Raw genomic sequence first — 21,919 nt, 5'->3', positions numbered from 1 at the left:
CAGGCTTGCCTGCGCGATTACTTCTTGCCGAGGCTGATGTGGCGGCTCGGTGCGCCGTAGTTCTGACCGGTCACGCCCTTGGCGATCTGCTGGATCTCACCGCCGGATTTGAGGAAGGCGGCAACCTGGTCGGCCAGCGCTTCGCTGGTGGCGGTAGCGGCGGGGGCTTTGGGAGCGGCCTTTTGGCGGGTGGAGGGCTTGGTAGTCATGTCTGCCATACCTGTCTGCGCAAATTGGCCGCCCATTGTACATCAAACGAGCACCTTTCGGGGTGGAGATGGAACGAACGGTCCCACACCCCGTCCGATGCGCCCTTCGCCGGCCTCGGCATGGCGGTGCTACCCTCTGCCCATTCCGGCCGTACAGAGCCCGCCATGTCCCTGTTGTCGTCCCGCCAGCGCAATGCCCTGCGCCTGGCTCGCTCGTTCCTCGCTCCCTACCGCTGGCGCGCCGTCGGCGCCCTGCTGGCGCTGCTGTTCACCGCCGCCATCACCCTGTCGCTGGGGCAGGGCATCCGCCTGCTGGTGGACCAGGGCTTCATCACCCAGTCCGAGCAACTGCTCACGCGCGCCATCGGCATCTTCTTCGCCCTGGTGCTGTGCCTGGCGGTCGGCACCTTCGTGCGTTTCTACCTGGTGTCGTGGATTGGCGAGCGTTTTGTCGCCGATATCCGCCAGCGGGTCTTCGACCACCTCATCGAACTGCACCCCGGCTTCTACGAGAACAACCGCGCCTCGGAAATCCAGTCGCGCCTGACGGCCGACACCACCTTGCTGCAATCGGTGATCGGTTCCTCGCTGTCCATGGCGCTGCGCAACGTACTGATGCTGCTGGGCGGGGTGATCCTGATGTTCTTCACCAACGCCAAGCTGACCAGCATCGTCGTCGCCTCGCTGCCGCTGGTGATCGCGCCGATCCTCCTGTTCGGCCGCCGCGTGCGCAGCCTCTCGCGGCTCAGCCAGGACCGCGTGGCGGACGTCGGCAGTTACGTCGGCGAATCCCTCGGCCAGATCAAGACGGTGCAGGCCTACAACCACCAGGCGCAGGACCGTGCGCGCTTTGGTCGCACGGTGGAAGAAGCCTTCGATACCGCGCGCAAGCGCATCACCCAGCGTTCGTGGCTGGTGAGCGTGGTCATCCTGCTGGTGCTGGGCGCCGTCGGGGTGATGCTCTGGGTCGGCGGCATGGACGTGATCGCCGGGCGCATCAGCCCCGGCGACCTGGCGGCCTTCGTGTTCTACAGCCTCATCGTCGGCATGGCTTTCGGCACCCTCAGTGAAGTGATCGGCGAGCTGCAACGCGCCGCCGGCGCCGCCGAGCGCATCGCCGAGCTGCTGCGCGCACGCAGTGAAATCGTCGCGCCGAGCAGCGACCTGCTGCGGCTGCCGCCCCGCATCGTCGGCAGCATCGAGCTGCAGGGCGTGCGCTTCGCCTATCCGTCGCGCCCGCAGCAGTGGGCCATCGACGGCATCGACCTGCGCGTCGAGCCGGGTGAAACCCTGGCGCTGGTCGGCCCCTCCGGCGCCGGCAAATCCACGCTGTTCGACCTGCTGCTGCGCTTCTACGACCCGCAGCAGGGGCGCATTCTCATCGACGGCCAGCCCATCGCCCGTCTCGATCCGGCGGACCTGCGCCGCAGCTTCGCGCTGGTGTCGCAGAACCCGGCGCTGTTCTTCGGCACGGTGGAGGAGAACATCCGCTACGGCCGGCCCGACGCCAGCGACGCGGAAGTCGAGGCCGCCGCCCGCGCCGCCCATGCCCACGAATTCATCCTGCGCCTGCCGCAGGGCTACCGCACGCACCTGGGCGAGAGTGGCCTGGGCCTGTCCGGCGGCCAGCGCCAGCGCCTGGCGATTGCCCGTGCGCTGCTGGTGGACGCGCCTATCCTGTTGCTCGACGAGGCCACCAGCGCGCTGGATGCCGAGAGCGAACACCTGATTCAGCAGGCGTTGCCGGGGCTGATGCGCGACCGCACCACCCTGGTGATCGCCCACCGCCTGGCCACGGTGCTCAATGCCGACCGCATTGCGGTGATCGAGCATGGCCGGCTGGTGGCGCTGGGGCGGCATGCCGAGCTGGTGGCCAGCAGTCCGCTCTATGCACGCCTGGCGGAGCTGCAGTTCGGCCAGGCGGAGAATAATTAGGGCCGTGAGCCTCTGTTCCTTGCCCGCGGCGATCCCTGCGCGGCTTGGGTTCGCGAGCAAGCTCGCTCCTACCCGAAGCTCGCCGGGCTCATACCTGTAGGAGCGAGCTTGCTCGCGAACCGCACGGCACCGAACCCTATCGCGGACGAAGTCCGCTCCTACAGGGCAGGTCCTGCGTCATCCGGCAACCGGCGGCAGCCATAACGCGCCAATGCGCGTAGAATGCCCGCCCCGTTCACGAGGTAAGCGTCATGGCAGTCATAGGTCGGTTCAATTCGTTGCAGGTGGTCAAGCACACCGATTTCGGTCTCTACCTGGATGGCGAGAGCCACGGCGAAATCCTGCTGCCCAAGCGCTACGTGCCCAAGAACGAAGACACCGAGGTGGGCGACTGGCTCAACGTGTTCATCTACCTGGACAGTGAAGACCGCCTGATCGCCACCACGCAGAAGCCCAAGGTGCAGGTGGGCGGCTTCGCCAGCCTGAAGGTGGTGGAGGTCAACCGCGTCGGCCTGTTCCTCGACTGGGGCCTGCCCAAGGACCTGCTCCTGCCGCACTCGGAAGAAAAGCGCCCGCTGCAGGTCGGCGATTACTGCGTGGTCTACGTCTACCTGGACGAACGCACCCGCCGCATCACCGCCACCGCGCGCCTGGACCGCTACCTGGACAACGTCCCGGCCAACTACAAGCCCGGCCAGCAGGTGGACCTGCTGGTCGTCGAGCGCACCGACCTGGGCTACAAGGCCATCATCGATGGCAAGCACTGGGGCCTGATCCACAAGAACGAAGTGTTCAAGTTCATGCGCAACGGTCTGCGCGAGACCGGCTACATCAAGGAAATCCGCGCCGACGGCAAGATCAGCCTGAGCCTGCAACCGGCAGGTGCGGGGCTGTCCGATGCGTTGAGCGAGCAGATCCTGCAGGCCGTGCGTGAGGCTGGCGGCTCGCTGGCGCTCAGCGACAAGAGTCCGCCGGAGCTGATCGCTCAGCAGTTCGGTGTCAGCAAGGGCAACTTCAAGAAGGCCATCGGCGGGCTGTTCAAGCAGGGCCTGATCGTCATCCACGACGACCGCATCGAACTCGCCTGACGGCTCAGCCGCGCCCGCGCACGATGGATTCGGCCACCGCGCAACGCGGCTCGGCCGGGGCCAGCGAGCCCATGCGCTGCAGGTCGACCGGCGTGCCCGGCTCAGCCCTCAACTGGCGACGCAGGTCATCGAATACCCGGTCATGTTCCTTGCGAAAGCGCAGCACCGGCCCGCGGCAGACCCGCAGCCCGTGGCGGCGCAGGATGCGCGTGGCGCTGCCGGCGAAATTGAAGGCGAGGTCGCCGGGGAGGTCGAAGCCATCCTTGAATGGCTGGCCGTCGATCTCCCCGTCCAGTTCGAACCTCACCTGGGCGTCGCGGCTGGCGGGGTTCTCCACGGTGTAGCTGAGGCGAATGCGGTACTGCTGGCGGTCCAGGCCGGTGCTGGAGTGGATGGTGACCTCGGTGGGCGTGGTCATGCGGTCCTCCTGACGAATATCGCGGTGGCGGGCCGGCGAGCGGCAGGGACAGTCTCGAACCCGCCGATGCAGAGCCGCCTGACATGCGTCAAGAGTAGGACTTTTCCGAAGGAAGCAGGCGTAGCGTGACGCCTTCCGCGCCAACCACGATGGCGCGGAGCCGATCTTCAGGCCGCAACCGATGCCGTTACATCATGTGCCGGAAGCGATTCCAGGCCTGCTCGACGGACAGCCACCAACTCGGCATGGCGTTGCCGAAGCCGGCGATTTCCAGGCGCGGGTGGTGGCGTACCACCATGTCCAGCACCGGTTCCTGTTCGGGCTTTACGTCCACGAAGAACACGTGGCGGCCTTCCTGCAGGTTGTCCTGGAAGCGGCGCACGTCGCCGCTGGGGCGCTGCAGGCCGAAGAAGCTGCTTTCCCACAGGCTGAAGCCCAGCAGCACCGCGGCGAGGAACAGCACGGGAATCCAGCCGGCGGCGGTCTGCGTCCAGCCGCTCAGGTAGCCGACCAGCAGCACCAGCGCGGCCAGCGCCGCGCCGATGACCAGTCCGACCTTGCCCCAGTGCACCACGTCCTTCTTCATCATCGAGGGCACTTCGTGCAGGCGGTGCTCCTGCACTTCCGCGTCGCTGTCGCTCAGCACGTGCATCTGCTCGATGCCGATACCGCTTTGGGAAAGCTCCTGCTCGACCTGTTCCAGGTCATCCAGGTTGTCGCTGATGTAGTAGTGCCGGTTCATGACCCACCTCCCGCCCCCGGAATCAAAGCGTCCCCCAGGGTTCGAGCGCCATCTGCCGCGAATGTCGGCAAACGTCCGTCGTTCGATGGTCGTTCAGAGGTTCAGTCTACCACCCGCTCGGCGAGCTCCGCGGGGCGCTGCCGGGCGGTCGCGGGGTTGCCAGACGGTTCGCGGGGGCCGAGGATGCTGCTCGTACTGGAAGCATGCCGCTTTCACTCAACGGCGAACGAGGCCGAGATGATCCGCGAGATTCTCAAGATGGGCGACGAGCGCCTGCTGCGCATCGCCCCGCCGGTGCCCGAGTCGATGATCGGCAGCGCCGAGCTGGCGCAACTGATCGACGACATGTTCGAAACCATGCACCACGTCGGCGGCGTCGGCCTGGCGGCGCCGCAGATCGGCGTCGACCTGCAACTGGTGATCTTCGGGTTCGAGCGCAGCGAGCGCTACCCGGATGCGCCGGCGGTGCCGCCGACCATTCTGCTCAACCCGCTGATCACACCTATTGGCGACGAGTTGGAAGAAGGCTGGGAGGGCTGCCTGTCGGTGCCGGGGTTGCGCGGCGCGGTGAATCGCTACCAGCGCATCCGCTACCAGGGCGTCGACCCGCAGGGGCAGCCCATCGACCGCACCGTGGAGGGCTTCCACGCCCGCGTGGTGCAGCACGAGTGCGACCACCTGATCGGTCGCCTGTACCCGTCGCGGATTACCGATTTCAGCAAGTTCGGCTTTACCGAGGTGCTGTTCCCGGGACTGGATCCGGCGGCGGATGATTGATCGGCCGCGCATCGAGCGGGGGCAGGCGCAGGATTTCCCCGGCAGTAGCACGCCGTCTTTCAGCGGTGCAGGGCGAGCGATCGCGGGCATGGCCCGCTCCTACAGGTTTGCCCCGCCGCTGGGGCGGTCGTAGGAGCAACTGCCTTTTTCTGAAAGTTTGTGCCTGGGTTCTTCCCTCTCCCTAACCTCCTCCCTGAAGGGAGAGGGGACTGGATCAGTGCCGGCTGAAACTGCGGCGTCAGTCGGTTCGCATGGCTTCCTCTCTCTTCGGAGCGGGGCGCGTAGCCAGGGCGGGGGAGAGGGCGGCCCGGGCGCTACACTTCCTGTAGGAGCGGACCTTGTCCGCGAAGTCCCAGCCATGCGCGCGAGCATCCCGCAGAAGCTCCGCTCCTCCGAAACTGTATTTCCCTCAGTCTTCCTCATCGAGCTGGTAGCGCGTCGGCACCAGGCTCTCCTTGATCTTGCGCAGGTGCGGCTGGAAGTCCACGCCGCGGCGCAGGGTCACGCCCGTGGCCAGTACGTCGAGCACGGTGAGCTGGATGATCCGCGAGGTCATCGGCATATAGATGTCGGTGTCCTCGGGCAGCGGAATGTCCAGGCTCAGGGTGCTGGCGCGGGCCAGCGGCGAGTCGGCGGCGGTCAGGCCGAGCACCGAGGCGCCGTTCTGCCGCGCCAGGTGCGCCACGTCCACCAGCTCGCGGGTGCGCCCGGTATAGGAAATCACCACGAACAGGTCGCCGGTGTGGGCCACCGAGGCGATCATCCGCTGCATCAACACGTCGCTGTGAGCCGACACCGCCAGGTTGAAGCGGAAGAACTTGTGCTGCGCGTCGAGCGCCACCGAGCTGGACGCGCCGAGGCCGAAGAAGTGGATCTGCCGGGCCTGGATCAGCAGGTCCACGGCGCGGTCGATCGCTTTCGGGTCGAGCAGTCGGTGGGCGCTGTCCAGCGAAGCGATGGTGCTGCTGAAGATCTTCCGGGTGTAGGCCTCGGGGCCGTCGTCGGCGGCCACCGCCTGGGTGACGAAGGCCGCGCCGCTGGCCAGGCTCTGGGCCAGCTGGATCTTCAGCTCGGGGTAACCGCTCATGTCGAAGGAGCGGCAGAAGCGGTTCACCGTCGGCTCGCTGACGCTGGACGCCTGGGCCAGCGCGGCGATGCTGAAGCGCGTGGCCTGCTGCGGATCGCGCAGGATCACCTCGGCGACCTTGCGCTCGGCCTTGTTCAGCTCTTCCAGACGGCTCTGGATCTGCTCCAGCAGGTTTTTCATCCGTGCTCCTTGGGCAATCGACGGTTGGCCGGGTAGGTGCGGCCAGCGGCGCTATCCTAACGTCAGGCCGGCAGAGGACCAACAACGGTGCGAAGCGGCAAAAATATGTTGTTTAATTACTACATATTTGCCTTAATGTCGGTGTGGAAGGCTAACTATCGTTCAAAGTTTGGTTGGAAACAACAAATGCCTGAAGTCCGCGTTCTGCCTTGTACCCTCGCGCTGTTCGGCGCCCTGGGTGATCTCGCCCTGCGCAAATTGCTGCCGGCGCTCTATCAGCTCGACCGTGAAGACCTGCTGCACCGCGATACCCGCATTCTCGCCCTGGCCCGCGACGACGGGGCCACGGAGGCGCCGCTGGCGACCATCGAGCAGCGTCTGCGCCAGTATGTGCCGCAGAAGGAGTGGGACGAGCAGGTCTGGGCCCGCTTCCAGGCGCGCCTGCATCACCTGAGCATGGACTTCCTCGATGCCAGCTCCTACCAGGCGCTGGCCGAGCTGGTGGGCGACGAGAAGACCCTGGTCGCCTACTTCGCTACCGCGGCCTCGGTGTTCGGCGGTATCTGCGAGAACCTCGCTGCCGTCGGCCTGGCCGAGCGCACCCGGGTGGTGCTGGAAAAGCCCATCGGCCATGACCTGGAATCCTCCCGTGCGGTCAACGACGCGGTGGCGCGCTTCTTCCCGGAAAACCGCATCTACCGGATCGACCACTACCTGGGCAAGGAGACGGTGCAGAACCTCATCGCGCTGCGCTTCGCCAACAGCCTGTTCGAGACCCAGTGGAATCAGAATCACATCTCCCACGTGGAGATCACCGTGGCCGAGAAGGTCGGCATCGAAGGCCGCTGGGGCTACTTCGACAAGGCAGGCCAACTGCGCGACATGGTGCAGAACCACCTGCTGCAACTGCTCTGCCTGATCGCCATGGACCCGCCGGCGAACCTCACCGCCGACAGCATCCGTGACGAGAAGGTGAAGGTGTTGCGGGCGCTCGAACCCATCGCCCCCGAGCAGCTGGCGACCCGCGTGGTGCGCGGCCAGTACACCGCCGGCTATATCGATGGCAAGGCGGTGCCGGGCTACCTCGCCGAGGAAAACGCCAACCCCAACAGCGATGCCGAGACCTTCGTCGCCCTGCGCGTGGACATCCGCAACTGGCGCTGGTCCGGCGTGCCGTTCTACCTGCGCACTGGCAAGCGCATGCCGCAGAAGCTGTCGCAGATCGTCATCCACTTCAAGGAACCGCCGCACTACATCTTCGCCCCCGAGCAGCGTTCGCTGATCAGCAACCGGCTGATCATCCGCCTGCAGCCGGACGAGGGTATTTCCCTGCAGGTGATGACCAAGGACCAGGGCCTGGGCAAAGGCATGCAGCTGCGCACCGGCCCGCTGCAACTGAATTTCTCCGAAACCTTCCAGACCGCCCGTACGCCGGATGCCTACGAGCGACTGCTGCTGGAAGTCACGCAAGGCAACCAGAACCTGTTCGTCCGCAAGGATGAGATCGAGGCCGCCTGGACATGGTGCGACGGCCTGATCGACGGCTGGGGGCGCCTGGGCGAGGAGCCCAAGCCATACCCCGCCGGAAGCTGGGGACCACAGGCCTCGGTTGCCCTGATCGCACGCGACGGGAGGGACTGGTATGGCGATCTTTGAACCCGAACTGGCCGAAGGCATGGCCTGGAAGTCCTGGAGCAGCGCTGCGGCGCAGGCCCGTGGACTGGCCGACGCCGTGGCGGACGCACTGCGCGACGCGCTGATCGAGCGTGGCCGCGCGCTGCTGGTGGTCTCTGGCGGGCGCAGCCCGGTGGCCTTCCTCGAAGCGCTGAGCAGCGCGGTGCTGGACTGGTCGAACGTGGCCGTCAGCCTCGCCGACGAGCGCTGGGTGCCCGAGTCGCACCCCGACAGCAACGCCGGCCTGCTGCGCCGTCACCTGTTCAAGGGCGCGGCGGCGAAGGCGCAGTTCATCGGTCTTTACCAGCCGGCGGCGAGCCTGGAAGAGGCCGCCGACAAGGCCGACCGCTACCTGCACGAGCTGATGCTGCCCATCGACGTGCTGGTGCTCGGCATGGGTGACGACGGCCACACGGCGTCGCTGTTCCCCGGCAGCGCCAACCTGGTGGAGGCCCTCGACCCGGCCGGTACGCGCCGTTGCTTGCCGATGTGGGCGCCGAGCGTGCCGCACCAGCGCCTGACCCTGACGCGCGCCGTGCTGCAGGGCGCGCGGGTGCAGATCCTGGCGATCCAGGGCGAGTCCAAGCTGGCCACCCTGAGCCAGGCGCTTGCCGACAACGACGACCAGCGCATGCCGGTCAATGCGTTCCTGCGTTCCCCTCTTTCGATCCACTGGTGCCCCTGAGGCACGGAGTTACCGCAATGTCTGAACAACACATCCAGCAGATCGACGCCCTGGCACAGCGCGCGCGCATCCTGCCGGTGATCACCATCGACCGCGAGGCGGACATCCTGCCCATGGCGGATGCCCTGGCGGCCGGCGGCATCACTGTTCTGGAAGTGACCTTGCGGACGTCCCTGGGGCTTACCGCGATCCGCCTGCTGAGCGAGCAGCGCCCGGAGCTGGTCGTCGGCGCCGGCACCGTGCTCGACGCGGAAACCTTTGCCCAGGCGGAAGCGGCGGGGGCGCAGTTCATCGTCACGCCGGGCTGCACCGAGGAGCTGCTGCAGTATGCGGTGACCCGTCCGGTGCCGTTGCTGCCGGGCGTGGCCACGGCGTCGGAAATCATGGCGGCCTACCGCCACGGCCTGCGCCGCTTCAAGCTCTTTCCGGCGAAGGTCTGCGGCGGCGTGGAGGCCCTCAAGGCGTTTGGCGGGCCGTTCCCGGAAGTGCGTTTCTGCCCCACCGGCGGCGTCGGCCCGGACAACCTCAATGACTATTACCGGCTGGCCAACGTGATGTGCGTGGGTGGCAGCTGGATGCTGCCCAAGGCCGCCATCGACAGCGGCGACTGGGCCACGGTCGAACGCCTGAGCCGCGAGGCGCTGGCGCTACTGGATACACACTGAGCTGTCCTGATCTGGACATGCCCGGCCTTGTGCCGGGCTTTTTTATGGGCACGTGAGCCGCGGCGTTCGCACTACCTGTAGGAGCGAGCTTGCTCGCGAACAGCCCCAGCATCCGAGCTGCCGGGAAATCGATTCGCGAGCAAGCTCGCTCCTACGAAGGGCACCTCAATCCACCCCGACGAACCCACCGGTCTGGTGCCGCCACAGGCGCGCATACAACCCGCCATGGGCCAGCAGTTCGGCATGGCTGCCGCTTTCGACCACGCGGCCGTGCTCCAGCACCACCAGGCGGTCCATGCGCGCGATGGTGGAGAGGCGGTGGGCGATGGCGATCACCGTCTTGCCCTGCATCAGGGTTTCCAGGCTTTCCTGGATCGCAGCTTCCACTTCCGAGTCCAGCGCCGAGGTGGCCTCGTCGAGGATCAGAATCGGTGCGTCCTTGAGCAGTACGCGGGTGATCGCGATGCGCTGGCGCTGCCCGCCGGAGAGCTTTACCCCGCGTTCGCCGACGTGGGCATCGAGACCGAAGCGGCCCTCGGCGTCGCTCAGTTGCGGGATGAACTCCGAGGCGCGGGCCTTCTGGATGGCGTCCTGCAGCTCCGCTTCGCCGGCATCCGGGCGGCCGTAGAGCAGGTTGGAGCGGATCGAGCGGTGCAGCAGCGAGGTGTCCTGGGTGACCATGCCGATCTGCGCGCGCAGGCTTTCCTGGGTCACGTGGGCGATGTCCTGGCCGTCGATGAGGATGCGTCCGCCTTCCAGGTCATACAGGCGCAGCAGCAGGTTCACCAGGGTCGACTTGCCGGCGCCGGACGGGCCGACCAGGCCGATCTTCTCGCCGGGGCGCACGGTCAGGTCGAGGCCGCTGATCAGGCCGCCGCCCTTGCCGTAGCTGAAGCTCACCTGGTCGAAGCGCACTTCGCCGCGGTTCACCACCAGGGGCTTGGCGTCGGGCGCATCGACCACCTGGCGGGGCAGGGCGATGGTCTGCATGCCGTCCTGCACCTGGCCGACGTTCTCGAAAATGCCGCCGACCACCCACATGATCCAGCCGGACATGTTGACGATGCGGATGACCAGACCGGTGGCCAGGGCAATGGCGCCCACCGAGATCAGCGACTGGGTCCACAGCCACAGGGCCAGGCCCGTGGTGCCGGCGATGAGCAGGCCGTTGAACACGGTGATGGTGACGTCCATCGAGGTCACCACGCGTCCGGCGCGCTGGGCCTTGCGGGTCTGGTCGTCGATGGCGTCGCGGGCGTAGTCCTCTTCCTGGCGCGTGTGGGCGAACAGCTTGAGGGTGGTGATGTTGGTGTAGCCATCGACGATCCGGCCCATGAGTTTGGAGCGCGAATCCGAGGCCACGACCGAGCGATGCTTCACCTGCGGGATGAAGTAGCCCAGCGCGCCCACGTAGCCGATCATCCAGAGCAGCAGGGGGATCATCAGGCGCCAGTCCGCCTCGGCGAACAGCACCAGGGAACTGATGATGTAGATGAGCACGTGCCAGATCGCATCGACTGCCTGCACGGCAGAGTCGCGCAGGGAATTGCCGGTCTGCATGATGCGCTGGGCGATGCGCCCGGCGAAGTCGTTCTGGAAGAAGCCCAGGCTCTGCTTGAGCACGTAGCGGTGGTTCTGCCAGCGGATCAGGTTGGTCATGCTGGGGTTGATGCTCTGGTGCACCAGCATGTCGTGCAGGCCGAAGAACACCGGGCGCAGGATCAGCGCCACCACGGCCATCCAGATCAGTTCATGGCCGTGTACCGAGAAAAAGTCAGCGGGGGCGGTGCCCTGGGCAAGGTCGACGATGCGCCCCAGGTAGCTGAACAGCGCGACTTCTATCAGGGCGGCGACCAGGCCGACGACGAGCAGGGCCAGGAACACCGGCCAGACCTGGCGCAGGTAATAGACGTAGAAGCGGATGACGTCGGTGGGCGGCATGCGCTCGGGGACGTCGCGGAAGGGATCGATCAGACGCTCGAAACGACGGTACAACATGATTCTTCTCGGGTTGTTGGCGGAGCCTCCCTGGCCCCGCCGTTAATGGCCTCCGTCAGCCGTCCGGGTGGAACTTACAGACGCTTGGCGGAGAGGATGACCACGGGGGTGGTCGGTACGTCCTGGAACATGCCGCGGTTGCCGGTCTTCACGCCGGCGATCTGGTCGACAACGCCCATGCCGCGCACGACCTTGCCGAACACCGCGTAGCCGAAGTCGCGGGCGCCGTGGTTGAGGAAGTCGTTGCCGGTCAGGTTGATGAAGAACTGGCTGGTGGCGGAGTTCACGTCGCTGGTGCGCGCCATGGCCAGGGTGCCGCGCTCGTTGAGCAGGCCGTTGTCGGCCTCGTTCTTGATCGGCGCCTGGGTGTCCTTTTCCTTCATGGCTTCGGTGAAACCGCCGCCCTGGATCATGAAGTTGGGAATCACGCGGTGGAAGATGGTTCCGTTGTAGAAGCCGCTGTCGACGTAGGACAGGTAGTTCTTCACAGAAATCGGTGCCTTGTCGGCGTACAGCTCGATTTCGATTTCACCGGAGGTGGTGGACAGCAGCACGTGCGGCTTGTTGGCATCGGCGGCGAGCGCCGAACCGGCCAGGACCAGGGAGCAGGCGGCGAGCAGGAAGCGTTTGAACAGGGTCATTTGGCGGATGTTTCCTGAAGGTTCTAGGGATGGTCGACCTGCTCGAGGAAATCGAGCAGGGTGGTATTGAATCGTTCCGGCTGGTCCAGCGGCGTGGCATGGCGCGAGTCCTCGATCACCACCAGGCGTGCGTTGGGCATGCGCCCGACATACGCCTGCTTGAGCGAGACGGGGGTGTAGTCGCGGTCGGCGCTGATCACCAGGGTTGGACAGGTTATGCGCGCGAGGCGCTCCTGCACACCCCAGCCGATGATGGCGTGCAGGCTGGAGAGGTAGGCGCGCTTGTCATTCTGCGGCCAGCGCTGCTCGATCTTGCGGCGCAGGTCGCTCTGTTCCGGCTTGGGGAAGAGCATCCGGCCCAGCGCCTTGCCCACCGTGTCCAGGCCCAGCACATGGGCGAGGAACAGCCGGCGCGCCACTTCCAGGTACTCGCGCAGGCTGCGCGGCTTCACTTCCGGGGCGCTGTTGACGATGGTCAGGCTGTTCAGCCGTTCCGGCCAGCGGGTAGCCAGTTCGAAGCCGATCATCCCGCCCATGCTGATGCCCACCAAGTGCACGCGGCCCAGGCGCAGGTGGTCGAGCAGGGCGACCACGTCGTCGGCGAAGGCGGCGATGCTGTAGCGCTGGCGCGGTTTGTCCGACTGGCCGTGGCCGCGCACATCCAGGGCAATCACCCGGTGGCGCTTTTCCAGTTCGGGCACCTGGAATTCCCAGTCGCGGGTGCTGGAGCCGAGCCCGTGCACCAGCAGCACCGGCGTGCCGAAGCCGCTCTCTTCATAGTGCAGGCGATGACCGGCGTGGTCGAAGAACGGCATGTCGGGCTCCTTGTGCGTGTGGTCCTGGGCGTCAGGCCGGGCTTTGCGGGGCGGCGAAATGGGCGTCGAGCGGCACGTTGGCGTAGGCGGTCAGCAGCTCCACGAGGATCTGCGTAGCCGGGCCCAGGGGTTTTTCCTTGTTCGGATAAAGATAGAAGCGGCTCTCGCGCACGCCGCCCTGTTTCATCGGCAGCGGCTTGAGCTGACCGTCGCGCAGCTCGCGCTCGATCATGTGCCGCGGCAGCCAGGCAAAGCCCAGGCCGTTGCTGACGAAGGTGGCGGCGGTGGCCAGGCTGCCGACCGTCCAGCGCTGTTCGGCGCCGAGCCAGCCGACGTCGCGCGGCTGCAGGCGGCCGGAGTCGCGGATCACCACCTGCATCTGGGTTTCCAGGTCCTGATGGGTGACTTCGCGCTGCAGGCGGTGCAGGGCGTGGTCGGGATGGGCAACGGCGACGAAGTCGACGATGGACAGGTCGGCGCCCAGGTGGCCGGGGATGTTCAGGCCGCTGATGGCGAGGTCCGCATGGCCCTGCACCAGCGCTTCCTCCACACCCGACAGCACCTCCTCGCGCAGCAGCACCCGGCAGCCGCGGCTCTGCGGCATGAAGGCCGACAGCGAGCGCACCAGGCGCACGGTGGGGTAGGCGGCGTCCACGACCAGGCGCACCTCCGGCTCCCAGCCCTGCTCCATGTGGTGGGCCAGCTCTTCGAGTTGTCCGGCGGATTTGACCAGTTGCCGCGAACGGCGCAGCAGCACTTCACCGGCTTCGGTGAGCACGGCCTTGCGCCCGTCGATGCGCAGCAGCGGAACGCCGAGTTGCTCCTGCATGCGCGCCACGGTGTAGCTGATCGACGACTGCGAACGGTGCAGGGCTTCCGCCGCCTGGGCGAAGCCGCCGTGATCGACCACGGCCTGCAGGGTTCTCCACTGATCCAGGGTAACGCGGGGCGCTTTCATCCTCGCTTCCTCTTGTCTAATCTGGCGGTCCGCAGAAGACCAACAAGAGACCGCCATGAAAAAATTCTGTTGTGCCGTTCTGGCACTGCTGCCGCTGACCGCCCTGGCTTACCCCATCGAGGTGCAGAAGAGCCTTAACGGCGCCGAGGTGGACATCGAGACCCAGGACATCGGTGACCAGATGGGGGCGATCCTCCTGCGCAACGGCGGCCAGCAGCCGGTGACCTGCACCGCGGTCTTCGTCAACGGCCCGGAAACGCCCCATGTGCGCAAGGCCACCATCGCGCCGGGCAAGGAGGCCAACCTGACCTCCAGCTTCAGCCGTGCGGTGATCAAGCTGCGCATCAAGCTCACCTGCAATCCTTCCTGAGTGTTCGTCCAGAGTAGAAGCAGGCGGGACAAAAATCAATTTATCCGATAATTAGAAGCGATTTTTTACGCTTTTTTATCGATTTGTTCATATTTAGGATGACCTCCATCGACACATTCAACGACCGATGGAGGTCCAGTCCATGTCCCGCGTTCTGGTTATCGAAAGCAGTGCCCGTCAGGAAGGTTCCGTTTCCCGCCAACTGACCCGCGATTTCATCGCCCAGTGGCAAGCGGCCCACCCGGCCGACTCGATCCAGGTTCGCGACCTGGCCGTCGAGCAGGTGCCGCACCTGGACGCCCACCTGCTGGGCGGCTGGATGAAGCCGGTGCAGGAACACAGCGACATCGAGCGCGCCGCCCTGGAACGCTCCAACCTGCTGACCGCCGAACTGCAGGCCGCCGACGTCCTGGTCCTGGCTGCGCCGATGTACAACTTCGCCATCCCCAGCACCCTCAAGTCCTGGCTGGACCACGTGCTGCGCGCCGGCGTCACCTTCCAGTACACCGAGACCGGCCCGCAGGGCCTGCTCACCGGCAAGCGCGCCTTCGTCCTCACCAGCCGCGGCGGCGTCTACGCCGGTGGCGCGCTGGATCACCAGGAACCCTACCTGCGCCAGGCGCTGGGGTTTGTCGGCATCCACGACGTGACCTTCATCCACGCCGAAGGCCTGAACATGGGCGGTGAATTCGCCGAGAAGGGCCTGGCCAAGGCCAAGGCGCAGCTCGCCGCCATCGCCTGATCCGTTTTTCCGCTTGCGCGTCCCCCCGCTCCTGGACGCGACCGTGGCCGATCTCCTCCCCAGGGATCGGCCATTTTTTATTGGGCAACCACTTGACCGGGTGAAAACACATCCTTCGGCTTCGGGCTGTTCAAAGCATGACCAGCATGCTAAAAGAACCTTGAGCTGATCTAGCCGCTTGAAAAAGAAGGGAAAACCATGACCAAGTCGGAGTTGATCGAGAGAATCGTCACCCATCAGGGGCAGCTTTCCGCAAAGGATGTGGAGCTGGCGATCAAGACCATGCTTGAGCAAATGTCCCAGGCTCTGGCGACGGGGGATCGCATCGAAATCCGGGGTTTCGGCAGCTTCTCTCTGCATTACCGCGCGCCTCGCGTGGGGCGTAATCCGAAAACCGGCGAGTCGGTGCGCCTGGACGGCAAGTTCGTCCCGCACTTCAAGCCCGGCAAGGAGTTGCGCGACCGCGTCAACGAACCCGAGTGACCCCGGGGTATCCGTCTTCAAGAAGGAGTGTCCATGCTTCGGGCAAAACGTTTCCTGCTGATTCTGGCGCTGGTCGTGCTGGCCGCCGTCGTCGTGGTTTTCGTCCTGGAAAACCTGCAATCGACCCAACTGACCTTCCTGGGCTGGCAGTCGCCGCAGTGGCCGCTGGTAGTCTTCATCTCCCTTGCCTTCATCCTGGGCGGCGTCATCGGCCTGCTGCTGAGCATCCCCTTCCGCGCCAGGGCGCATGCGCGCCTGTCCGGGCTGCGCTCGGAAGTCACCCGTTTCCGCAAGGAGAATGACGCGCTGCGTGAAAAGTCGCTGACGGACCATGCCTAGCGTCGTCGCCACGCTGTTCTTCTTCTGCGCCCTGGCCATCGGCTGGTGGATGGGGCGTCGTTCGCTTTCCCGGGCCCCGGCTGTCTCCGAATCCAACCTGCGAGCGCGGGTCCACAGCATGCACAACCTGCTGGAGCGGCACTCCGACGATGCGCTGGAGAGCTTGTCCCAGGGGCTGGTGGTCAGCCCGGAGACGCTGGAAAGTCATCTCCACGTCGGCAACCTGTTTCGTCGCCGGGGCGATATCGAGAAAGCCATCCACATCCACCAGGACCTGCTGGGTCGTGCCGGCGAGGACGGTTCGCTGGTGGCCCAGGTGCGCCTGGAGCTGGCCCGCGACTACATCGCCGGCGGCCTGCTGGGCAGCGCCGAGGAGTTGCTCGACGAGCTGACTCGGCAGCGCGACGAACCGATCTCCCTCGAGGCGCTGGATGAACAGCGCCTGATCTGCGAACGCGAGAAGAACTGGTCCCGCGCCATCGAACTGGCTGCCCGACTGGTGCCGAGCCGTCCCGAACTCAGTGCCGCGCTGGCCAACTATTTCTGCGAACTGGCCCAGGAGAAGGGCAGGGCAGGGGACCGCAGTGCCATGCAGGAATTGCTGCGCGAGGCGCGTCGGGTTGACAAGCGCTGCGTGCGCGCGCTGCTGATGCGCCTGGACTGTGAGCTGTGGCGCAAGGACCAGGCCGCGGCGGTGGCCACCATCGGCGAACTGGCCAGGGATGCCAAGGCCTTCCTCGGCGAGATCGTGCCGCTGCTGCGGCGTTACGACGGCCTGGCCCGCCCCGAACTGCTGGCATGCCTGCGCGAACTGGCCGCAGGTGAAGAGGTGCCGCCGGCCATCCTCGCGCTGCTGGCCGACAGCGAGCAGCCGGCGCAGGCAGCGACCTGGCGTGAGAGCCTGCTGGAGCGGGTGGAGCGCCATCCGTCCTGGCAGGGCGTCGGCGAATACCTCGAAGTGGTCGCAAGCGAGCCGGAAAAAGAGCCGGCGGGCGGAAAAATCGCTCCAATAATCATCGGTTTGTATAAGACAATGCCGCGCTATCGATGCGGCAAATGCGGCTTCGCCGGCCGCGAGCTGCATTGGCAATGCCCCAGCTGTCACGCTTGGAATGCGCTGCGACCGGTCATCTCGCCGCTCTGACGCGTTCGCTCAACATGGAAGACGCCGCTGGCGTCAGGTTCTGCAGGTACTGGCTTGAAGGTTCTACTCACGGGCGCGACCGGGTTTGTCGGCCGAGGCGTGCTGGCGCGCTTGCGTCAGGAAAACGATGTGCAGGTCCGCGTCGCTCAGCGCGGCCGTGCGGCGGCGTGGCCCGAGGGCGTCGAGGTGGCGCAGATCGACGGGCTGAGTGTCGCCCAATCCTGGGATGAGGCGCTGCAGGGCGTCGAGGTGGTGATCCACTGCGCCGCGCGCGTTCATGTGATGGACGAGCAGGCGGCCGACCCTCTGGCTGAGTTCCGCGCGGTCAACGTCGAGGCGACCCGCCATCTGGCGCAGCAGGCGGCAGCGGCCGGGGTGACGCGTTTCGTCTTCGTCAGTTCGATCAAGGTCAATGGCGAGGAAACCGCCGCAGGGCGGCCGTTCACCGCCGATGCGACGCCGCGCCCGCAGGACGCCTACGGGCAATCCAAGCTCGAAGCGGAGCAGGCCCTGTTCGCGATTGCCGCGCAGACCGGGCTGGAGGTCGTGGTGGTGCGCCCGCCGCTGGTCTACGGGCCCGGGGTGAAGGCCAACTTCGCCAGCCTGATGCGCGCCTTGCAGCGCCGATTGCCGTTGCCCTTTGGCGCCATCGACAATCGCCGCAGCCTGGTGGCGCGGGACAACCTGGTGGACCTGCTGCTGTGCTGTGCCCGGCATCCGGCGGCGGCGGGGCAGGTATTCCTGGTCAGCGACGGCGAGGATCTGTCCACTGCGCAGCTGTGTCGCGGCCTGAGCCAGGCGCTGGGCGTGCGTCCGCGCCTGCTGCCGGTTCCGCCTGTGCTGCTGCGCCTGCTGGGGCGGCTGACGGGCCGCAGCCAGCAGGTCCAGCGTCTGCTGGGCTCGTTCCAGGTGGATATCTCCGCCACGTGCAGACGGCTCGATTGGCGGCCGCCGGTACGCGTCGAACAGGCGTTGCGGGAAACGGCGCAAGCCAACGGCAGGGAGCCAAAACGATGAGCATGGGATTACTGCTGGCGGTCGTCTTCATCGCCTCATGGGCAATGACGGCCGGCGTGCGGCGCTACGCGCTGGCGCGCAGCATCATGGACATTCCCAACGCGCGCAGTTCGCACCAGATTCCCACGCCGCGTGGCGGCGGTGTCGCCATCGTGCTGGGTTTCCTCGGCTGCCTGCCCTTGGCGGGCCTGCTGGGTGCGGCGGATGGCAGCAGCCTGCTGGCCCTGTTGCCGGCCGGCGCCCTGGTAGCGATCGTTGGGTTTATCGACGATCACCGGCACATTCCGGCGCGCTGGCGGCTGCTCGGGCATTTTGCCGCGGCGCTCTGGCTTCTCGGCTGGCTGGGCGGCGTGCCTCCGCTGCCGATGCCCTGGGGGCCTCTGGACCTCGGCCTGGCGGGCGATCTGCTCGGATTGGTGTTTCTCGTCTGGTTGCTCAACCTGTACAACTTCATGGATGGCATCGACGGGATCGCCGGCCTCGAGGCCATCACCGTCTGCCTGGGCGGCGCCCTATGCGGCTGGGCTGTGGGAGCGGCGCAACTGATCTGGCTGCCAGCGATCCTCGGGTTGGCGGCGGCGGGGTTCCTGGTCTGGAACTTCCCTCCGGCGCGCATTTTCATGGGCGATGCGGGCAGCGGCTTCCTCGGCTTGATCCTTGGCGGCCTGGCCTTGCAGGCGGCGTCGGTGGCACCGCCGTTGATCTGGAGCTGGTTGATCCTGCTGGGCGTGTTCGTCGTGGATGCCACCTTCACCCTGATCCACCGCCTGATGCGCGGCGAGCGCGTCTACGAAGCGCATCGCAGCCATGCCTACCAGCGCGCCTCGCGGCGCTACGGCAGCCATCTGCGGGTGTCGCTGGCGGTCACCGCGATCAACGTGCTGTGGCTCATGCCGCTGGCGTTGCTGGTCGCGCTGGGGCATGTTTCGGGTTTCTTGGCGCTGATTGTGGCCTATGCTCCCTTGGTGCTTGTCGTAGCTCATCTGGGTGCAGGTCGTCCGGATGAACAGGAAGTGAGCTGAACTCCGCCGGATTTGGTGGTCAATGTAGCGGATGGACACTACCCTCCGTTCGGGATTTAAGGGACAAGCGCTGATGCTCCGAGAACGCCTGCTGAGGCTTCCGAGACGACATAAACGATTACTGCAGGTCGCCACCGATATCGTCCTGGTGTGGTTCGCGTTGTGGCTGGCGTTCATCGTGCGCCTGGGCGCCGACGACCTGGAGTATCCCTTCCGAGTCCACGGCTGGTTGTTCGTGGCGGCGCCGTTGGTGGCCATCCCGCTGTTCATCCGATTCGGCATGTACCGGGCGGTCATGCGCTACCTGGGCAACGACGCGCTGGTCGCCATCTGGAAGGCCGTGACGATCTCGGCGTTGCTGCTGTCGCTGGTGGTCTACTGGAACCGCTCGGTAACCGAGATGGTTCCGCGCTCGCTGGTCCTCAACTACTGGTGGCTGAGCCTGCTGATGATCGGCGGCCTGCGCCTGGCGATGCGCCAGTACTTCATGGGCGACTGGTACAGCACGGTGCAGGCCGTTCCGTTCCTCAAGCAGCAGGATGGCCTGCCCAAGGTGGCCGTCTATGGCGCCGGTTCTGCGGGCAACCAGCTGGTGGCGGCGCTGCGCCTGGGGCGTGCGATGCGCCCGGTGGCGTTCATTGATGACGACGATGAGATCGCCAACCGCGTCATTGCCGGCCTGCGCGTCTACAAGCCCAAGCATATCCAGCAGATGATCGACGAAACCGGCGTGCAGGAAGTGCTGCTGGCGATTCCGTCGGCCACCCGTGCCCGTCGCCGCGAGATTCTCGGCTTGCTCGAACCCTACCCGGTCCACGTGCGCAGCGTGCCCGGCTTCATCGACCTGGCCAACGGCAGGGTGCGGGTGGACGACATCCAGGAAGTGGACATCGCCGACCTGCTCGGCCGCGACCCCGTGGAGCCGCGCAAGGAACTGTTCGAGCACTGCATCCGCGGCGAAGTCGTCATGGTCACCGGTGCCGGTGGCTCCATCGGGTCGGAGCTGTGCCGGCAGATTCTCGGCTCCGGGCCCACCGTGCTGGTGCTGTTCGAGCACAGCGAATACAACCTCTATCGGATCCACCAGGAGCTGGAAAGCCGCGTCAAGCGCGAGTCCCTCGCGGTGCAGCTGGTGCCGATCCTGGGCTCCGTGCGCAGTGCCGAGCGCCTGCTGGACGTCATGCGCACCTGGAAAGTCGCCACCGTCTACCACGCGGCGGCGTACAAGCACGTGCCCATCGTCGAGCACAACATCTCCGAGGGCGTGCTCAACAACGTGATGGGCACGCTGCACACTGCGCAGGTGGCCGTGCAGGCCGGGGTCGCTCACTTCGTGCTGATTTCCACCGACAAGGCGGTGCGCCCGACCAACGTGATGGGCAGTACCAAGCGCCTCGCGGAGATGATCCTGCAGGCCCTGAGCCAGGAGTCGGCGCCGGTGCTGTTCGGCGATAAATCCGGTGTACACCAGGTCAACAAGACCCGGTTCACCATGGTGCGCTTCGGCAACGTGCTGGGCTCGTCCGGGTCGGTGATTCCGCTGTTCCGCGAGCAGATCAAGCGTGGCGGCCCGGTGACCGTCACCCATCCGGGAATCACCCGGTATTTCATGACCATCCCCGAAGCCGCCCAGCTGGTCATCCAGGCCGGCTCCATGGGCCGCGGCGGCGATGTCTTCGTGCTCGACATGGGGCAGCCGGTGAAGATTCTCGAGCTGGCCGAACGGATGATCCACCTCTCCGGCCTGAGCGTGCGCTCCGAGCACACACCGCACGGCGACATCTCCATCGAATTCAGCGGCCTGCGGCCCGGTGAAAAGCTCTATGAAGAGCTGCTGATCGGCGACAACGTCAGTGCCACCGAGCACCCGATGATCATGAAGGCCAACGAGGAGTTGATGCCGTGGGAGGGCTTCAAGCTCGTCCTGGCGGATCTGCTCAAGGCCGTGGACCAGGGCAACTACGCACGGGTGCGGCAACTGCTGCGGGAGACCGTCAGCGGTTATTGCCCGGAAGGCGAGATCGTCGACCTGATCCACCAGCAGCGGCGCATGGAGCCCTGATCCAGGGCCGTTAGCAGACGTGGCGATCGCTGCGTCTGCGAGCTATGTCAGGCGTTTCTTCGCCCTCTGTGGGCGGCGCCGGAAACTGCAGCCGACTCGCTGCACCGGCGTTTCCCTTGGTATTTCTGGCGATATGTTTTCTTCGCGGCGCATCGGCGCTGCCTCGAAACCTGATATGGCTGGAAACGATTCATGAAGAGAAATCTGCTTTCCGTTGCAAGCCTGCTCCTGCTGGCGAGCCTCTCCTGGGCGGGTATCGCCCAGGCGGATACGAAGGCTGCCCCTGTGACGCAACCCACCGCCCAGGCGCCCGCGCCCAAGGCGCCTGCCTCGACGGAGTCGGTGAACATCAATACGGCGTCCGCCGAAGAGTTGCAGAAGGCCCTGAAGGGCATCGGCAAGGTGAAGGCCCAGGCCATCGTCGACTACCGGACCAGCAATGGGCCGTTCACCACGGTTGACCAACTGCTGGAGGTGAAGGGGATCGGCAAGGGGACGCTGGACAAGAACCGCGACCGGATATCGCTCTGACGCGCGCCGTGTTCAAAGGAAGAGGCCGGTCGATGACCGGCTTTTTTCATGCCCGCTTTTTTATATCCAATAAAAAAGCCCCCGGCATGTGCCGAGGGCTTTGAATTTGGCTCCGCGACCTGGACTCGACGGCGTCAGCCGAACGCGCTTCAGCGCGGCCCCGAAGGGGGAATCACCTGGGACGTAGTCCCTGGAGAGAGTCCAGCGGCCCAATAAAAAAGCCCCCGGCATGTGCCGAGGGCTTTGAATTTGGCTCCGCGACCTGGACTCGAACCAGGGACCCAATGATTAACAGTCATTTGCTCTACCGACTGAGCTATCGCGGAACAACGGTGCG

General features: G+C 65.9%; 23 protein-coding genes and 1 tRNA gene. 15 read left to right on the top strand and 9 right to left on the bottom strand.

What is annotated here, in order from left to right; translation table 11 throughout:
• Positions 1-17 precede the first annotated feature (17 nt).
• Positions 18-218, bottom strand: coding sequence for a hypothetical protein (locus N0B71_RS27840; RefSeq protein WP_416788546.1), 201 nt, complete (start codon positions 216-218; stop codon positions 18-20).
• Between the two features lie 156 nt (positions 219-374).
• Here N0B71_RS27840 and N0B71_RS27835 point away from each other — a divergent pair, with 156 nt between their 5' ends.
• Together N0B71_RS27835 and N0B71_RS27830 are read left to right on the top strand one after the other, a co-directional pair.
• Entirely contained in the window at positions 375-2,144 is a 1,770-nt protein-coding gene (locus N0B71_RS27835) for an ABC transporter transmembrane domain-containing protein (RefSeq protein WP_259756340.1), read from the top strand.
• Between the two features lie 251 nt (positions 2,145-2,395).
• Positions 2,396-3,232 carry a CvfB family protein gene (locus N0B71_RS27830; protein WP_259756338.1) on the top strand — a complete coding sequence of 279 codons (837 nt, stop codon included), beginning with the start codon at positions 2,396-2,398 and terminating at the stop codon, positions 3,230-3,232.
• A 4-nt stretch (positions 3,233-3,236) separates the two neighbouring features.
• Here the strand turns inward: N0B71_RS27830 and N0B71_RS27825 are convergent, their stop codons facing one another.
• Positions 3,237-3,650: a DUF5064 family protein gene (locus N0B71_RS27825; protein ID WP_259756337.1), complete on the bottom strand. Its 414-nt coding sequence runs from the start codon at positions 3,648-3,650 to the stop codon at positions 3,237-3,239.
• A gap of 187 nt (positions 3,651-3,837) precedes the next feature.
• Positions 3,838-4,392, bottom strand: a complete 555-nt coding sequence (locus N0B71_RS27820) for a magnesium transporter (RefSeq protein ID WP_259756335.1) — start codon at positions 4,390-4,392, stop codon at positions 3,838-3,840.
• A 237-nt stretch (positions 4,393-4,629) separates the two neighbouring features.
• On the opposite strand from N0B71_RS27820, the gene def reads away from it, so the two are divergent.
• Positions 4,630-5,169: a peptide deformylase gene (def, locus tag N0B71_RS27815; protein ID WP_259756333.1), complete on the top strand. Its 540-nt coding sequence runs from the start codon at positions 4,630-4,632 to the stop codon at positions 5,167-5,169.
• A gap of 409 nt (positions 5,170-5,578) precedes the next feature.
• On the opposite strand, the gene N0B71_RS27810 is transcribed toward def, so the two are convergent.
• Positions 5,579-6,436, bottom strand: a complete 858-nt coding sequence (locus tag N0B71_RS27810; RefSeq protein WP_259756331.1) for a MurR/RpiR family transcriptional regulator — start codon at positions 6,434-6,436, stop codon at positions 5,579-5,581.
• Between the two features lie 186 nt (positions 6,437-6,622).
• On the opposite strand from N0B71_RS27810, the gene zwf reads away from it, so the two are divergent.
• From zwf to N0B71_RS27795, 3 genes are read left to right on the top strand one after another with little or no spacing between them, the layout of a single operon-like run.
• On the top strand, positions 6,623-8,092 hold the full coding sequence (gene zwf, locus N0B71_RS27805; protein ID WP_259756330.1) for a glucose-6-phosphate dehydrogenase: 1,470 nt from the start codon (positions 6,623-6,625) through the stop codon (positions 8,090-8,092).
• Positions 8,079-8,795 (top strand): 6-phosphogluconolactonase, encoded by a 717-nt coding sequence (pgl, locus tag N0B71_RS27800; protein ID WP_259756328.1) that lies wholly within the window; start codon positions 8,079-8,081, stop codon positions 8,793-8,795. The genes zwf and pgl overlap by 14 nt, the downstream gene beginning before the upstream one ends.
• A 17-nt stretch (positions 8,796-8,812) precedes the next feature.
• Complete coding sequence (locus N0B71_RS27795; RefSeq protein ID WP_259756326.1) at positions 8,813-9,460, top strand: bifunctional 4-hydroxy-2-oxoglutarate aldolase/2-dehydro-3-deoxy-phosphogluconate aldolase; 648 nt, start codon at positions 8,813-8,815, stop codon at positions 9,458-9,460.
• 165 nt (positions 9,461-9,625) lie between these two features.
• Here N0B71_RS27795 and N0B71_RS27790 read toward each other — a convergent pair whose 3' ends face one another.
• The 4 genes from N0B71_RS27790 to N0B71_RS27775 all read right to left on the bottom strand — a co-directional run bounded on the left by N0B71_RS27790 (position 9,626) and on the right by N0B71_RS27775 (position 13,872).
• Positions 9,626-11,458, bottom strand: coding sequence for an ABC transporter ATP-binding protein (locus N0B71_RS27790; RefSeq protein ID WP_259756324.1), 1,833 nt, complete (start codon positions 11,456-11,458; stop codon positions 9,626-9,628).
• A 74-nt stretch (positions 11,459-11,532) separates the two neighbouring features.
• Positions 11,533-12,093: a peptidylprolyl isomerase gene (locus N0B71_RS27785; RefSeq protein ID WP_259759693.1), complete on the bottom strand. Its 561-nt coding sequence runs from the start codon at positions 12,091-12,093 to the stop codon at positions 11,533-11,535.
• A gap of 29 nt (positions 12,094-12,122) precedes the next feature.
• Positions 12,123-12,914, bottom strand: coding sequence for an alpha/beta fold hydrolase (locus N0B71_RS27780; protein WP_259756323.1), 792 nt, complete (start codon positions 12,912-12,914; stop codon positions 12,123-12,125).
• Between the two features lie 31 nt (positions 12,915-12,945).
• Complete coding sequence (locus N0B71_RS27775; protein WP_259756322.1) at positions 12,946-13,872, bottom strand: LysR family transcriptional regulator; 927 nt, start codon at positions 13,870-13,872, stop codon at positions 12,946-12,948.
• A gap of 55 nt (positions 13,873-13,927) precedes the next feature.
• Here N0B71_RS27775 and N0B71_RS27770 point away from each other — a divergent pair, with 55 nt between their 5' ends.
• From N0B71_RS27770 to N0B71_RS27730, 9 genes are all read left to right on the top strand, one after another.
• Positions 13,928-14,242 (top strand): 3-phosphoglycerate kinase, encoded by a 315-nt coding sequence (locus tag N0B71_RS27770; RefSeq protein ID WP_259756321.1) that lies wholly within the window; start codon positions 13,928-13,930, stop codon positions 14,240-14,242.
• Between the two features lie 142 nt (positions 14,243-14,384).
• Positions 14,385-14,984 (top strand): FMN-dependent NADH-azoreductase, encoded by a 600-nt coding sequence (locus tag N0B71_RS27765; RefSeq protein WP_259756319.1) that lies wholly within the window; start codon positions 14,385-14,387, stop codon positions 14,982-14,984.
• Between the two features lie 198 nt (positions 14,985-15,182).
• A complete protein-coding gene (gene ihfB / locus N0B71_RS27760; RefSeq protein ID WP_003091441.1) occupies positions 15,183-15,467 on the top strand; it encodes an integration host factor subunit beta in 285 nt (94 codons plus the stop codon).
• A 33-nt stretch (positions 15,468-15,500) separates the two neighbouring features.
• Positions 15,501-15,806 (top strand): LapA family protein, encoded by a 306-nt coding sequence (locus tag N0B71_RS27755; RefSeq protein WP_259756317.1) that lies wholly within the window; start codon positions 15,501-15,503, stop codon positions 15,804-15,806.
• Entirely contained in the window at positions 15,799-16,950 is a 1,152-nt protein-coding gene (locus N0B71_RS27750; protein ID WP_259756316.1) for a tetratricopeptide repeat protein, read from the top strand. Before N0B71_RS27755 ends, N0B71_RS27750 begins: the two co-directional genes overlap by 8 nt.
• 54 nt (positions 16,951-17,004) lie before the next feature.
• A complete protein-coding gene (locus N0B71_RS27745) occupies positions 17,005-17,967 on the top strand; it encodes a UDP-glucose 4-epimerase family protein (protein ID WP_259756315.1) in 963 nt (320 codons plus the stop codon).
• Positions 17,964-18,989 carry an MraY family glycosyltransferase gene (locus N0B71_RS27740; protein WP_259756314.1) on the top strand — a complete coding sequence of 342 codons (1,026 nt, stop codon included), beginning with the start codon at positions 17,964-17,966 and terminating at the stop codon, positions 18,987-18,989. Before N0B71_RS27745 ends, N0B71_RS27740 begins: the two co-directional genes overlap by 4 nt.
• Positions 18,990-19,062: 73 nt before the next feature.
• Positions 19,063-21,051, top strand: a complete 1,989-nt coding sequence (locus N0B71_RS27735; protein ID WP_259756312.1) for a polysaccharide biosynthesis protein — start codon at positions 19,063-19,065, stop codon at positions 21,049-21,051.
• Between the two features lie 192 nt (positions 21,052-21,243).
• Positions 21,244-21,582, top strand: a complete 339-nt coding sequence (locus tag N0B71_RS27730; RefSeq protein WP_259756310.1) for a ComEA family DNA-binding protein — start codon at positions 21,244-21,246, stop codon at positions 21,580-21,582.
• Between the two features lie 250 nt (positions 21,583-21,832).
• Here the strand turns inward: N0B71_RS27730 and N0B71_RS27725 are convergent.
• Positions 21,833-21,908, bottom strand: a tRNA-Asn gene (locus N0B71_RS27725).
• Between the last annotated feature and the right edge of the window lie 11 nt (positions 21,909-21,919).

The sequence above is a fragment of the Pseudomonas sp. GCEP-101 genome (assembly GCF_025133575.1).
GTDB classification, from domain to species: domain Bacteria; phylum Pseudomonadota; class Gammaproteobacteria; order Pseudomonadales; family Pseudomonadaceae; genus Pseudomonas; species Pseudomonas nitroreducens_B.
This window is presented reverse-complemented; position numbering and strand designations above follow the sequence as displayed.